The sequence below is a fragment of the Adlercreutzia sp. DFI.6.23 genome (genome assembly GCF_024462535.1).
Classification (GTDB): Bacteria; Actinomycetota; Coriobacteriia; order Coriobacteriales; family Eggerthellaceae; genus Adlercreutzia; species Adlercreutzia rubneri.
In genome coordinates this window covers 143,620-158,250 of sequence record NZ_JANGBP010000001.1, presented here as the reverse complement: position 1 = coordinate 158,250, position 14,631 = coordinate 143,620, and the positions used below count along the sequence as shown (strand labels likewise).

The window sequence follows — 14,631 nt, the reverse complement described above, 5'->3', positions numbered from 1 at the left end:
ACTTACCCCCTTTAGGCTTCAATAGGGCGCACTACAATGGCGCGCTCGGTGGACTTGATGGAACCGGACGACAGCGACAGGCAGGCGGCCTGGCAGGCGCCGCAGCCGTTGCACTTGTCTTCCACGACGTAGGGAATGGGGTTCGCGCCGCCCTCGTCCTTAAGCTCGATGGCGCTGTAGTTGCAGGCGTCGTAGCAGTCGCGGCAGCCGGTCATGCGATAGGCCAAGCACGTGCGCGGATCGATCTCCGCCGTACCGATGATGATGTCGCCCGTCTCGCCGGTCTCCGGGTTGCCCACCGTGTAGCTGGCGGGCAGCTCCAGGGCCGCCGTGGGGCACACGGCCGCGCACAAGGGGTTGCCGCCGTTCTCCTCGTAGCAGAAATCGCAGTAGTTTCCCGTGTTGAAGTCGAGCATGGGGCTGCGCATGCCCAGCAGCCCGTCCTCGATTTTCGCCGGCACGATGGCCTCACGGGGGCACGCCTCGTAGCAGCGCTCGCAGCGGATGCAGCCGCTCACCAGATGGGCCTCGTCGGTGCCTCCCGGCGGTCGGTTCAGCGGGTTGTGGCCCGCGTAGCGCAAAGCGCCCAGACCCAGCAGCGCCGCCGTCGATCCCACGCCGATGAACAGCCCGCGCCGCGTGATGCCGCCGCGCGGCGCACGCTTGACTTCGGCTTCGTCCTTCTTTTCCTCTTGAGCCATAGCAGTCTCCTCTTCACTCTTTGCTTAAATGGCTTCCAAATAACGGTTGCCGCGTTCTCCAACCGTAAAATCGTTATTTGCAAGCCATTTCGAAACAGACAGGGCGGCTTACTTGCGTCGCCTGCGGGGCTTAAGCCGTTACATCAAGCCGCCCTGTCCAACACTCGTCTTCAGAGAAGGGCCAACCGACCAGAGATGGCCCTTCTCACGTTCAACCTCTTACTGAAGCGCCCACTGGAACTGGATGAGGGCGTTCACGGCCACTTCGTAGAGCAGCACGCGCCACACGATGGTGCCGATCACGGCGCACACCAGGGCGATCACGGCCACGGCCAGAGCCTTCTCGGCGGGGATCTTGCCCACCATCACGAGAGCCGCAAGCACCGCCGGCACCGCGCAACCGATGACGACGTTGCCCAGCCAGAAGGCCACGGCATGCTCGCCGGCCAGAATGGCACCGGTGATCTGCTCGGACTGGCGCATGGCCACATCGGGCAGCGTCGGATCGAAGTAGTACTCCATCTCGGTATAGTTCGCGCCCATGCCGGAGATAGCGACCGCGTAGATGACGCTCACGATGGCGCACACCACGGCTCCGATGAAGGCCACGGTGGCGGACAGCTTCACGGCGTCCTCAGCTTTCGTGGCGCCAGCGATGATCATGGCAGCCAGGCCGCCGAGCATCACCGTGGCCACCACGTAGTACAGAGGCAGCAGCATGGTGTCCCACACGGGAATGGCGCTCATCAGATAGGAGTCGCCCGTCGCGAAGGGCAGCGCCAGGGACACGACGATGGCCAGGATGGCGCACCACTTGGGGGCCACGCCCTCCTCGGAGCGGCGCATCATGAGGAAGTACAGCACCACGGCGATGGCGAACACGATCACGAAGATGAGCTCGATGGTGATGCCCGAGGTGATGTGCCCGAAGCCGTTCAACATGCGCAGCGGGTGCTGCAGGTGGAAGAACACCGACAGGCCGCCGATGGCGAGGGCCACGATGGCGCTCACGCAGGACGCGAGCTGCATGGCCTTGCCCTTGCCGGACAGGGTGAGGATACCCTGCATCAAGAAGATGCCGCCGGCCAGGCAATTAAAGAAGGTGAAGAGAATAAGGGGCCACTGAATTTCCATGGGTTGTTACTCCCTCCACTTCCGGCCCTCGCGCAACAAGTACATGAGCTTGGGGTTGTTGCCCTTGTTGGTGAGGTGATGAATGTCGTTCTCGGTAAAGGCTTCCACGTAGTCCTTGAGCTTGACGCGGGTCTTCGTCATGTCGTCGTACTGGCAGCCGGGGGTGTCCGGGTGCGCCGGGGCCTCGAAGTTCTCGACGCCCTGATCGAGGTCGCCAAAGAAGCGGGCGCGGGCGCCGCACTGGGCCACGCACTGGGGCAGCTCGCCCTGGCTCGTGCGCTGCTCGCACAAGGTGCACTTCTCGACGACGCGCTCGGTCTGGTTCAGGTAGCGCACGCCATAGGGGCAGGCCATGGCGCAGAACTGGCAGCCGATGCACTTGTCCTTGTCGATCTGGATGGTGCCGTCCTCGGCGACATGAGACGCCTCGGTCGGGCACACCTTCACGCACTCGGGGTTCTCGCAGTGCTGGCACTGAACGGGGAGGAAGTACATCTCCACGTCCGGGAAGGTGCCGGAACCGCCCTCGATGGGATGCGGGCCGACGCGCAGGGTCTTGATCCAGAAGTTGCCCACGTCCACGCCGTTGATGGCCTTGCACGCCACGGTGCAGGCGAGGCAGCCCGTGCAACGGTTGAGATCCGTGATGATTGCGTAGTTGGACATCGTGTTTCCTCCTTCCTATTCCTTGATGAGGCTGATCGTCTGCAGGCCCTTCGCATCGGCGCTCGCGTAGGTGAGCTCCACCTTGGAGTCGTCCAGACGCGGGTCGTTGGCCAGCCATTCCTTCAGACGCGGGTCGTTGGCGTTGGTGATCGCCTCGTTGCCCCACGGGTCGCACGGCACGGGGTTGCCGAACGGCGAGTTCTCCTCGGTGGCCTTGTAGACGACCATCGGGTTGCCGCGCAGCTGGGAGGCGCCGCAGATCCAGCACTGGGCGTACTTGTCCATGGTGCAGTTGATGCCGACAAGTTCGAAGCCGTGGGCGGCGTGGTCCATCTCGGGGTACCACCAGGCGTGGTTGGCGTTGGTGGTGCCTTCCTTGATGCCGTAGTACAGATCGGCCACCTCGCGGATGGCGCCCCAGGGGGTGCGCACCCAGATCCAGTCGCCCTGCTCGATGCCGAGGCGCGCCGCGTCGTTCGGGTTCATTTCGAAGCGCGGGGACGGCCACAGCTCGCGGCACCAGGGCAGCTGACGGTGCTCGGAGTGGAAGTAGACGGGCTGGCGGGCGCCGGAGGTGCAGATGAAGGTGGCCTCCGGGTTCTCCTTCACGGCCTGCTTGTAGGCCTCGAGGTTGTCGGTAGCGCCGTTGTCGGTCGCCTGGCCCGTGCCCACGCCGGCGATGCCGTGGTAGGGCTTGTTCAGGTAGTTGTCGCTGTTGTAGGACGCGCCGTCCACCAGGTTGGCGTCGTACCACTCGGGCGCCTGCACCCGCGAGTTCTTCGGCTCGAACCAGTGCGGGAACTTGTCGATGTCCGGAATGTCGCCGGCATAGGCGTCGCGATCCGGCGAGCACACGTTCGCGAAGTACGGGGTCTTCTCCCCCACCTTGGCCGCGGTGCCCGGCGTCTCCAGCACGTAGGACTCGCTCACCGTGTCGCCGATGTAGGACTCGCAGATGGTCGACCAGATCTCCACCTTGCCGGTGGGGGTGCCGAAGGCGCACTTCTCGTCCACGGCGGCGTACAGGTTGTAGCCGGCCTGCTGGCGACGGTAGCCCATCTCCCAGCGGCGGTAGGTGCCCCAGCGCTCGGGATGCCACTTGCGGCAGTCGAACCAGCCCTCTTCCTGGAACTTCGCGGCGTACTGCGGGAAGTCGGGGCCGTCGGGGTACTCCTCGGTCTTCCACCAGTCGGTGGCGTCTTTGAGCACGCGGTACTCCTGCTCCTCGTAGCCCACCGAGCCGCCGGCCTGGATGAAGTCATGGTAGTCGAGGTTCAGCCACTCGTCGTATTCGGGGTCGCGGTCGTTGAATGGCACGCCCATGGACTTGTGCAGGCACACGACGAAGGTCGGGTCGAAGACCACGTCTCCAATGGGCTCGACGCAGCGCTGTCCCGCGCCGAAGATGCCGCCGGCGCCCTGGGACACGCGGCCCGTGTTGGTCTCCAGCCAGTGGGTGCAGGGGAAGACGTAGTCGGCGGTGCCGTTGTTCGGGCACGACCACAGGTTGATGTCCACCCAGAAGTCGAGCTGCGTCAGCGCGTCCCACGCCTCCAGCAGATTCGACTGGTTCATGAAGTCGCCGGACATGCAGATGCCGCCGTAGAGCTTGTAGGGGGAATCGATCTCGCGGATGGCGTCCCAGATGGAAGAGGCGTCGGTCCAGGAGTTCCAGAAGCGCAGAAGCGGGAAGCGCTCGGCAGAGATCTGGTCCGCGTTGTTCTCGAACGGGGTCTTCAGACCCGGGAAGGAGCGCGAGCCCTTGTAGTCGCCGCCCTTGCGCATGGCAATGATGCGGGCCTCCTCATCGGTGGGGATGTGGTTGCCGTAGCGCTCCATGAGCGGGGAGTTCTCGTCCTGCAGGTACTTCACGAAGTTCTGGATGAGCGGAATCTGGTCTTCCACGGAAAGGTCGCGCGGCGTGTTGCCGAGCTCCATAGTGCCGATGCCCTCGCGGATGCCCCAGTCGACCGGGTCGTGGTCGGTGACCATCATGTTGGCGCGGCCGCAGCAGCCGTCCACCTGGGCCTTGGAAGAGCCGCGGTTGCCGGCCGGCTCGTCGGAGTTGCCGGTGAGGCAGGCGATGAGCTGCAGGGCGCGGGTGTTCTGCACGGCATGTCCCGTCTGGTCGGGGGCCAGCTGGTAGTGGATGCCGCCGTTGCCGTGAAGCGGGTTCAGGCGCGTGGTGTAGGTGCGCACGGCCTCTTCGATCTTGTCGGCGGGAACCTCGGTGATCTCGGAGACGCGCTCGAGCGTGTACTCCTCCAGGTTGTGCTCCCACTCCTGCCAGACCGACTTGGCCTCGATCATCTTGCCGCTCTTGAGCTTGACCTGCACACCGTCGGGCCACAGCTCCGGATCCTTCGGCAGGCCCTTCGGGTTGCTCTTGGCGCCCTTCTCGTTGCCCTCGCCCGTCCAGTAGGCGTCGTAGGCCGGATCGGCCGGATCGGCGAACTTGGAGGGATCGGGCAGCCAGGCGTCGGCGATGATCGGCTTGTAGGGGTGCTCGATCCAGGTGCCGGTCGTGGGGATCTTGTGCTTCTCGCCCTCCCACTGGCATTCCTCGGCGTCCCAGTAGGTCGGCTTCTCGTTGGCGGCGTCCCAGCAGATAAAGCGGCGATAGGAGTACTGCTCCGGCGCCGGCTCCCAGAACTGGGAAACCCACTCGCGGTCCAGATCGGCCTCGGTGAGCAGACGGCTCGTCATGTGGATGCCGCCGTTCATCTCCAAAAAGTAGCCCTTGTAGGTCTTGCCGTCGGCCTCGGGGTTGTAGAGGAACGGGCCGTTGGACCAGCGCTTCACGAAGTTCTTGTCGTAGGCGTCGTTGTCGACGATCCACTTCAGCCAGCCGAGCGACATGGCCAGGTCGGTGCCGACGCGGATGGGCAGCCAGATGTCTGCCTCCTTGCCAAGCGGGCTCATGCGCGGGTCAACGAGAATGTGCTTGTAGGCGCGCTGCGAGCAGTCCACGACGGTACGGTTGGTGGAGTCGTAATTGGAATACTCGGACGCGGTGCCCCACTGCACGTACACGATGGGGCCCTGCTCCACCTCCATCCACGGCGAGCCCTTCTCGTCGGTGAGCACGCCGCCGAAGTGGCGCGGCCCCTTGCAGATCTCGTAGGCGGAATGGAAGTTGTGGGTCCCGAAGACGGACTTCAGGGTGCCGTAGGGCGGCTGCGCCCACACGCGCGAGGTACCGCCCATGGAGAAGATCGACTTTCCGCCGTACTTGTCGATGAGCTCGTTGTACTTGGCGCCGATCTCGTCCATGGCCTCGGCGAAGTTCACGCGCACCCAGCCGGGATCGTCCTCGCCCTTGGGGTTGGTGCGCTTCATGGTGTAGCGCAGACGATCGGGGTGGTACAGCGCCAGCATGGATGCCTGCGACTTGGCGCAGCAGTGTCCACGGCTGTGTGCGTTGGACTCGTCACCTTCTACCTTGATGACCTTGTTGTCCTGCACGGTGACCCACACACCGCATTCGCATTTGCCGCACGCGCGGCAGCAGGAACGGATGCGCTTGACCTCACCAGCTGATTCGTCGACGCCCTCGGCCAAAGCCGCAGACGGCACCGCGGCGAAGCTCAGCGTGCTCGCAGCGCCCGTGACGGCGGCCGCCTTCAGGAAGCTGCGACGAGTCAGTGAAAGTTTAGCCATGGGTCCTCCTCTCTCTTTCGTTCGATGCTTTCCAACAAAACACCGGCGGCCCTCGGCGGCGTCGGCGGCCTTCGCGAGTGGAGGGGGTGAAGATCCGCCTCCACTGTCGAGCGGCCACCGATGTTTTGTTGCCCAACGGTTGAAAATGGTATGGGCCGTGCGGGCCGCGCAATCATAAGAGCAGGCCGATTTAAGGGACGGCAATCATCCCGCGCGCTCATCTCGATGGGATGATTTACCTGTTCGAGGCCTCTCTATACTGGATGGCGAAGAGGATAGGCGGCAGTTTCCCCTCAGGATTCAAGACGAGCCGAAGCTGGCTGAAGGATCTTTCGCGGAACCTGCCAAAAAGAAAGGAGAGACGGATGAGCAAGCCCCATCCTTCCATGGCCCTCACGCTTGATTTGGACGAGGCGATCGTCGATCACGAGCTGCGATTGGAGATCGACCGCTGCTACTCTTATCTGGGAACGCCCGTGGTGCGCACCCACCCGGCGGGCGACGGCGAGCTGGTGAACACCCTCCGCATGACCGTGCGCGTGGGAGCCCGCGAGTACCTGGATTCCTCCGTGGAAGGCGCCGACGCGCTGTGGAGCGACTACATCGAGCACTGGCTGCTGAACCAGGTGCACGCCGTGGACAACCAGATGAAGATCTTCAACCGCCGCCAGCGCGAGGAGAGCAAGCCCGAGCTTGTGTTCACGTGGCTGGAAATCGAGCTGCAGGGCGGTCGCCTCGTGGTGCGCATGCGGCTGGATTCCACCTGCGGCATCGACCCCGAGGAGAGCAAGTGGGTGAGCCGCGTGCGCGAGGCCCTGAACGCCGGCGCGCTCGGCAAGGACGTCGTCGCCGTGACGCTGCCTTCCGCGGCCTCCTACGAGCAGCAGTACGCCGCCGGCATGGAAGCGCTTGAGGCCCGCAAAGAGGCCGAGGCCGCTGCGGCCCGCGCCGCCGAAGAGGCGGCCGCAGCCGAGGCCGAGGCTGCCGAGAGGGCCGCCGAGGAGTCGTTCATGGCCTCCCCCGCTCTGGTAGCCGAGGCCGCCGAAGCGGCGCTTGAGGCCGAGGAAGCGGCCGATATCGTCGTGCGGGCCCGCATCGCCCACGACCTGGAAGAAGTCGAGCGCGGCGAGCTTGACAAAACCGCCGAGGAAATCGTGGCCGAGCGCATCGCCGAGGAGGCGCATCTAGGCGAGGACATCCAGAAGAAGTACGCCCTGCCCGATGCCGATTTCGCCCTCGCCTTCGATCAGTGGACGGTCGTCTACGCCGATGGCTCCACGCGCGATTTCGACTCGACCAGCGGCATCTTGGCCGATTAGGAGGCACTCATGACTGACATGATGGCAGAAATCGCCGCTTTCGACGGCCGCACGGCCAAAATCGTCGGCCCCGCGCGCTCCGGCAAGACCGAGGCGCTGCTGCGCCGGGCTGCTGCCGCCGTGGCCGCCGGATGCGCCCCCGAAGACATCCTCATCGAGACCTCCACGGCCGAGGCGGCCCGCGTGGCGCGTCGCCGCCTGGTGGACGCCCTGGCCGCCGCCGGGGTGCAGGATGTGGAAGACATCGCCGGCCGCATCACCGTGGCCTGCGCCCAGCAGGTGTGCCTTGCCGTGCTGGAGGCGCCCGAGGCCCGCGCCGCCACCGGCCACACTCCCCGCGTGCTCGCGCCCTTCGAGTGCAACTTCTTCCTGGAGGACATGAAGACCTTGGGGACTCCCGCCCGCCGCTTGCGCTCGGAGCTCGGCCATATCAAGAAGCAGTGGTGCGCGCTCGCCCCCGAGGACGACTGGGCCGTGGGCGAGGAGAAGGACGTGCTGGATTTGGCCCATCGCCTGCTCGGTGCCACGAACGCCATGCTGGAAGACGAGGTGGCCTACCTCTGCGGGCGCTACCTGCAAAGTGATGCGGGCGCTGGCGCGCGACAGCGGTTCGCCCTCGTGCTCGCCGACGACTTCCAGAACCTTTCCGTCGCACAGCAGACCTGCCTGTGTCTGCTCGCCCGCGACCAGCTCATCGTCGCCGGCAATCCGGACGAGACCGTGCGCGTTGCCACGAGCTTCCCGGCCCCCGAGGGTTTCGCCACCTTCGACACCCTGCGCCGGAACGTGACCGTGTTCGCCCTGGACACCGCTTTCGGCAATCCCAACGTCACCGCGTTCTGCGATGCCGTGGCCCGCGCGGGCAACGAGGAGGCGCTTGCGGCCGACCAGCGCGAGGGAACCATACGCGACATCGCCACCGTGAAGTGGAACACGCCGGACGAGGAATTCAACGGGCTGACGCGCTACCTGTTCGCCGTGAACGCCGAAAATCCTGAGGCGGCCCAATCCGACCTCTGCGTCGTCGCCCCCAACAAGCAGTGGGCGCACGCCTTCGAGCAGATGCTCGCCCACCGCGGCTTTGCGGTGTCGTCGCTGGGCTTCGAGCGCCTGGCCGGCGACCCGCGCGATACGAACCGCGCCCGAGCGCTTATCGCCTACACATCGCTGAACCTGCTGGCCGACCCGGACGACCCGTTCGCCTGGCGCGCATGGGTGGGCTTCGGCAACTACCTCACCTATTCCGACGGCTGGCACTTCCTGATGGAGTGGTGCGACGAGCACAATGCCGGCATTCTGGACGCCCTGGAGGCGGCCGCTGCCGCCCGCACCGCCGGCGAAGCGGAGCCCTTCCCCCGGGCCGAGCGTCTGGCCGAGCGCTATGAGGCCGGCCGCGCGATGATCGCCGCGCATGCGGGACGCCGCGGACACAACCTGCTGGCGGCCCTCGACGCCGACAAGCTGCGCGACTTCGCAGCGCTTTCCGCGACGCTAGCCGGCGACGAGGACGCCGCGACCCTGTACGCCATGGTTCGCGAGACGCAGTTCTTCCCCACCCACGAGGCCAACGTCCGCGCCGTGCGCGTCAGCTCCTACGAGCAGCTGTGCGGCTGCGGCTACCGCGCCCTGTACGTCACCGGCTGCGTGGACGGCTTCATGCCCGCCCGCGACGCCTTCGAGGTGGTCTCCACCGACGCCGACCGCGACCGCGTGCGCAAGGCCGACCGCCGCACGTTTGCCGCCGGCGTCGCCAAAGCCACCGACGCGCTGATGTTCTCCACGTTCAGCCGTGCCCCGCTCGAGTTGGCCGAGCGCACGAAGATGCAGGTGGCCCGCGTGCGCATGGAAGACGGCGAGCGCATCGCCACCCTGCGCCCCACCTGCTTCCTGGAAGAAGCCGGCGCCGCCGCCCCCATCACCTTAGGCGGCCAGGCCCTCCTCGCCGACGCAGGCATCGACTAGAGCCACGGCAGCCCATCAACCGCCGACAAACCCTCTCAAGAAAAGCCCCGCAACCGGGGCTTTTCTTGTTTCGCCATTTCCCCCCCTCACCGCCGGACGGTATCCCTCAATTGCTTGAGAAATGACGGTTAGCGTAGTTTTTCTCTTTCCTCGCTCTTCATTCTGCTTGGAAAACAACGGGTAGCGTAGTTTCTGGGTACGCTACCCGTTGTTTTCCAAGTAGCTTCCTCTCGCACACCGCGGGGCAGCACGCGAAAATGGGTCGGCCCCGCCGAGGAGGGGCGGGGCCGATGAAGGGAGGGGGAAGAAGGAAGGGGTTAGTAAGGTTTGGGCCGCAAAAGGCCGCTTAAGCTTCCACGGAATCCAAAAGCTCGCGCAGGACGGTTTCGTCCTCCTGCAGGGAGCCGAGCGTCAGCTGCCCCAGACCCTGGTAGAACAAGGTGCGGGCGTGCATGCGCATATCGGCGACCAGCATGGGAACCCAGTTCAGTAGGTGATTCTCCAAAAAGTCGTAGGACGTGCGCAGGTAGGCGATCGCCTCGTCCTCGGCGTTGTCGGACAGCGCCTCAGCGGCGCGAAGGGCCATGCGCTGCATGAACTCCAGCTCCAGCGCGATGTGATCCTCGGCCTCGTTCCAGTTGCCGCGTTTCAGCTCGTTCTCGCGCAGCGTGGCGAGCACCTCGGCGCGCGCCTCCTGCATAAGCAGACGGCGCTCGGAGGTGTACACCGACTCGTACGGATAGGCGGCGGAATACCCGTTCACGCCGTGGCCGATGAACGTGCTCACGTAATCGATGGCGAGCTCGGTCACCGAGTCGTCCCAGGCGCGCTTCAGGTAGTCGTACAGCTGGTGGTAGCCCTCATCGGCGGCCGCATTGCCCGTGGCCTGGGGAAAGCGCATCTTCTGCAGCTCGCGCAGCGTCGGCAGATCCACCTCTTCGCGGAACAGACGCGCCAGCATGCCGTAGGATCGGGCGCGGGCGTTCATCAGCTCGACGAGGTTCACATCCTCGGAAGCGGCAGCTCCCTCGACGACGGCTTCTTCCATAACGACCATAGCGTTAAGCCTCCTTCGCGCTCTTCAGCTCGGCGAGCATAGCCCGCCCCAAATCGGTCAAGTTCCAGGCGCCATCGCCCCAGATGACGCAGTCGCAGGTTTCCAGCACATCGATGAAGTGCTGACCGAAGCGGCGCGGCGACTTGGTGATCTCCATGGCGTCGGTCAGGCTCTCAATGGCGTCCAGCTTTCGCGGCGCCTCTTCAAGGGCTTCCATAACCGCCGCGTACACCTCGGCGTAGCGCGCCTCGTCGGATCCCAGCACAACCGCGCGGAAGCTCTTGCCAGCGAGGTACTCCACGCGCAAGGCCAACGCCTCGGGAGTCGCGCGCCACACCGGATCCACGGTCTCGCGAATCTCCAGGTACGCCACACCCTCCTCGGCGCTCTCGTGCTCCTCGGACACGTCGGGCATCTCCAACGTAAGCGCTCCGGCGCGCTCCAACATGCGGCAAAGCGTCATGGGAGCGTATACCGACCAGTTGTCGCGCTGCCACTCATCCACGCGCTCGGAAATGACGCTCGAGGGGCAGCCGCCCTCGCACAGGCCGATGATGTTCAGCAGCACGGGCCGACGGTTGGGGTTGCGGACAATGAGCGCCTGAAGCGCCTCGGTGGCGCTGCCTTGGCGTGCCGGCGAGTACACCGGATCGTGGTGCACCGTCTCGGGCATGTTGCGCATGGTGGGGTAGTCGATGGTGTCGTAGGGGTTCTCGTCATCCATCCATTCCTGGTCGATCTCCGAGTCGTCCACCGCCAAAGGGTCGAACTCGTCGTCGAAGGCGAGCAGCTCGAGGGTGTCCCCGGCACTCGCGCAAGAACCCTGATGCTGATAGGCCATACAGGTTTCCTCTCTCGTTTCGCGTGCGGTCGTCATCGCGAACCCCGATGCGCGGAAGGCTCTTTCGCCCTTCGTTCGCTCGAGCAATCCGATAGCAGACGCCGCTTCCTATCCTCTTCGTCCTACATTCTAGGAAGCATCGCGGCGCCCAGCTCATACGACCAGGCCCATCTTTGCGAAAAACGGCATCATCCTCTCGTGATGATTTCGCCCTTCCACGAGGATGATTGTGCGCTGCACCTGGGGTTTTGCCCTTGACCTTTTCCGTGCGCGCGCCATAATGGGGCTGCGTTGCGAAACTGCGGGGCGACCACGATTGAGGGAGCACTTATGACCAACGCAGCATTCGGCAAGAAGGTTCTTGCCATCGCGGTTCTGGCCTGCCTGTGCGCAGCCCTGATCGCTGTCCCGGCGTACGGCTTCTACTACGTGCACGACGACAGCGTGTCGGATTCCTCTGACGGTCTGGGTAGCTACGAGGTCTTCATGGTGGTCGACGAGACCGCCGTGGGAGGCGACGTGCACTCCGACCTGATGTTCGTTCCGGCGGGCAGCACGGCCGATGTCGTCCTTACCGAGGGCATCATCTCCAGCGAGAACCAAAACGGGCTGGACGCCATTCACAACTATGACGTTCAGTCGGTGGCCGACTACCTCGCCGCCAACGGCTACAACGCTGAGATCAGCGTGTATGCCACCGGCGAGCAGCAGGCCTACAAGGACGCGGAAGGCGCCTACGCCGCCACGTCCCAGAACGTGAGCGAGGCTTACACCGCCCCCGCGAAGGGCGATGGCTCGACCGTTCTCGATCGCTACGACAACGTGGTGATCACGGTGACCAAGTAGGTCGCCGACCGTCGCGGGGCCATCGTCGACCAGCGGTGGCCCCGACCGCAGCGCGCAAGAGCACGCCGATGGCAACGGCATAGCAGCGCGCCGAACAGGAGGTTTTACGGGCCAGGGGATCCGTGAGCAAGTTGACGAGGCACCGTCCGCTATCTATAATCCCCTGACTCAGCAATAATGCGTCATCCCGCCCGGCGAGACGGCCGGGCCCGCAGGAGGGGGATTATGGGGTTTCAGGTTCCTCGCGTCACCATCAACATCGACTTCAAAGAGGGCACATCCTTCGGCGAGTTGAGCATCATCTCGCTCGGCTATGGCCTGCATCAGGCCTGGATCTACAGCTCGATGTTCGACAAGGGCGGCATCTTCGGAACCAGCGGCGTTCAGGCCGGGCCCTTCAACGATCAGCTGTCTCTCGCCTATTTCGTGTCCATTCTCGTGTACGGGCTCTTGCTGCTCGTCGCGAGCGTTCTCGATACCAGGCTCATTCGCCCGCTGCACGCCACGCCCACCCTCGTCATCGCCGCTCTGCTCGGTTCGACGGGGACACTGCTCTTGCTCGCGCCCGACGGATCGCTCCTTAGCTCGGAAGCGCTGCAGCTTGCCTCCGGCGTGCTCACCGGCGCCGGATCGTCGGTGCTGCTGCTGGCCTGGGGCATCGCCTTCTCGCGCCGCGATTCAGCCTCCGTCGTCATCAACGGAGCACTCTCCATCGCCATCGGATTCGGCATCTACGGTCTGGTGCTGCATCAGATCCCCTTCCCGTGGGGAGGCGTGGCAAGCGCGCTCATTCCCTTCGCGGAAATCGCCCTGCTGCTCGTGCTTCGTCGCCACGTAAGCCTTGATTTCGATAATCGCCAGCTCATCTTCCAGCCACTGCCCATCAACCACGCGCGCTTCGTGCTGCGCTTCGGGTTGCCGGTGTTCTTCCTCGGCGTGGCCTTAGGGATCATGCGCCAGACCTCCATCGAGACCATCCTGCCCGGCAGCGCTTTCGAAGACCAAGCACTGCTGTTTGTCACCGCCTGCGCCGCCACGGTGCTTATCATGGTGACGTTCCTGGCGCTGGGCGGCGACGAGCGCTGGCACACCTTCTTCCGCCCGCTCATCCCGTTCATCGCCGTGACGGCCGTGTTCATCCCCTTCACCGCCGGTGGCGCGTCGTTCTGGGGAACCTCGGTGGTGCTCGTCGGCTACATGTCCTTCGAGGCGCTCATGTGGATCTTCTTCTCGGAGCTTTCCCAGCGCTTCCGCCTCTCCCCCATCTTCGTGTTCGGCCTCGGCCGCGGCGTTATGGCGCTGGCGGCTCTGGGCGGATCCACCCTTCCCCTGTTCACCGGCGCCCTCGGCGCGCCGACGGGTCTGGGGGAGATGGGCACCGTGCTCATCGTGCTGGTCGCCATGATGCTCGCCTACGCGCTTCTGCCCGACGAGCGCGAGATGGCCTCCATCGTGGCCGTAACACCGAGGAAGGTGGCCGTACAGAGCGCCTCGCGGGCCCCGCTCATCGTGGTGAACGAGGGGAAAGCAGATGCGTTGGAACGTGCCCGGGAAGGCGCGGTCCCCTCTGCCCCCGAGCAGGCCGACGTGCGCACCCAGGTCCCTGCAAACTGGGAGCACGCCGTCGTGGCCGCCCTTGCCGAGCTGGGCGAAACCTCCGGCGCGGCATCGGGGCAGATCGCCTCCGCATCTTCTGTCGTTTCCGCCGCAGATGGCCCGACCGCCGTGGACGCCATGCAGGACGATGCATCGGATGCAAGCGCCGCTTCTGACACCGCAAGCTCTGCCTCCAATGCCCCCTCCCCCGCCCGTCAGGCCATGGACTTCTCGCGCTCCATCTTCGCCGAGGAGGCCGTCGCCCCCGCGCCCGCCGACGACACGCCCGCCGCCCGGGGCCGCTTCCGCCAGCGCTGCGAGATCGTCGCCAACACCTACTTGCTGTCGCGCCGCGAAAGCGAGGTCATGTACTACCTGGCCCGCGGCTACAAGTCCTCCCACATCCAGCAGCAGCTCTACATCTCCGAAGGCACGGCAAAGACCCACATCCGCCACATCTACCGCAAGCTGAACATCCACAGCCAGCAAGATCTCATCCACCTCATCGACGAAGTGGAACTGTAACCCCGTGCGGAGCTGCGGCCGCCGCGCATCTCCTGCCGCAACGGCCGCAGAATCTCCTAGGGACTCACGCCGATGCCCCTTGCTCACGATTTCGCTTCTGTTGCTTTAACCATTGCGGAAGCGAACCGAGATTCACTTCCGCTAATTTAACATAGCGGAAGTGAACCGCCATTCGCTTCTGCTCATTCCGCACAGGGGAAGCTGATTTCATCCCAACCCGTAGCCCGGCCCTACATTTTGCCGCGCTCCTTTGAGTTCCCTGACATTTTCCCTTCCCTGACTACGGGTTCTGTTCCAAAAATCCACCTCGGGCTGCGGATCACA

The 14,631-nt window shown here is 64.9% G+C and carries 10 protein-coding genes; 4 read left to right on the top strand and 6 right to left on the bottom strand.

Going from position 1 to position 14,631, the window contains the following annotated elements:
- Nucleotides 1-11: 11 nt before the first annotated feature.
- The 4 genes from NE591_RS00705 to NE591_RS00690 form a co-directional block, all read right to left on the bottom strand.
- Nucleotides 12-701: a 4Fe-4S dicluster domain-containing protein gene (locus NE591_RS00705; protein ID WP_227069483.1), complete on the bottom strand. Its 690-nt coding sequence runs from the start codon at nt 699-701 to the stop codon at nt 12-14.
- A 219-nt stretch (nt 702-920) separates the two neighbouring features.
- Nucleotides 921-1,835 carry a DmsC/YnfH family molybdoenzyme membrane anchor subunit gene (locus NE591_RS00700; protein ID WP_227069482.1) on the bottom strand — a complete coding sequence of 305 codons (915 nt, stop codon included), beginning with the start codon at nt 1,833-1,835 and terminating at the stop codon, nt 921-923.
- Nucleotides 1,836-1,841: 6 nt separating this feature from the next.
- Nucleotides 1,842-2,501 carry a 4Fe-4S dicluster domain-containing protein gene (locus NE591_RS00695; RefSeq protein ID WP_114549334.1) on the bottom strand — a complete coding sequence of 220 codons (660 nt, stop codon included), beginning with the start codon at nt 2,499-2,501 and terminating at the stop codon, nt 1,842-1,844.
- Between the two features lie 15 nt (nt 2,502-2,516).
- Nucleotides 2,517-6,161 (bottom strand): molybdopterin dinucleotide binding domain-containing protein, encoded by a 3,645-nt coding sequence (locus NE591_RS00690; protein ID WP_227069481.1) that lies wholly within the window; start codon nt 6,159-6,161, stop codon nt 2,517-2,519.
- A gap of 365 nt (nt 6,162-6,526) precedes the next feature.
- Between NE591_RS00690 and NE591_RS00685 the strand changes: the two genes are divergently transcribed.
- Entirely contained in the window at nt 6,527-7,480 is a 954-nt protein-coding gene (locus NE591_RS00685) for a hypothetical protein (protein WP_114540354.1), read from the top strand.
- A 9-nt stretch (nt 7,481-7,489) separates the two neighbouring features.
- The gene (locus NE591_RS00680) at nt 7,490-9,442 is read left to right on the top strand and encodes a UvrD-helicase domain-containing protein (protein ID WP_256156196.1); all 1,953 of its coding nucleotides are present in this window, start codon (nt 7,490-7,492) and stop codon (nt 9,440-9,442) included.
- A 346-nt stretch (nt 9,443-9,788) separates the two neighbouring features.
- Here NE591_RS00680 and NE591_RS00675 read toward each other — a convergent pair whose 3' ends face one another.
- Both NE591_RS00675 and NE591_RS00670 read right to left on the bottom strand, forming a co-directional pair.
- Nucleotides 9,789-10,499 (bottom strand): molecular chaperone, encoded by a 711-nt coding sequence (locus NE591_RS00675; RefSeq protein WP_227069479.1) that lies wholly within the window; start codon nt 10,497-10,499, stop codon nt 9,789-9,791.
- Nucleotides 10,500-10,503: 4 nt separating this feature from the next.
- On the bottom strand, nt 10,504-11,340 hold the full coding sequence (locus NE591_RS00670; protein ID WP_114549335.1) for a hypothetical protein: 837 nt from the start codon (nt 11,338-11,340) through the stop codon (nt 10,504-10,506).
- Between the two features lie 330 nt (nt 11,341-11,670).
- On the opposite strand from NE591_RS00670, the gene NE591_RS00665 reads away from it, so the two are divergent.
- Nucleotides 11,671-12,186 (top strand): hypothetical protein, encoded by a 516-nt coding sequence (locus tag NE591_RS00665; protein ID WP_114549336.1) that lies wholly within the window; start codon nt 11,671-11,673, stop codon nt 12,184-12,186.
- Nucleotides 12,187-12,411: 225 nt separating this feature from the next.
- Nucleotides 12,412-14,307 carry a response regulator transcription factor gene (locus NE591_RS00660; protein WP_227069478.1) on the top strand — a complete coding sequence of 632 codons (1,896 nt, stop codon included), beginning with the start codon at nt 12,412-12,414 and terminating at the stop codon, nt 14,305-14,307.
- Nucleotides 14,308-14,631 lie beyond the last annotated feature (324 nt).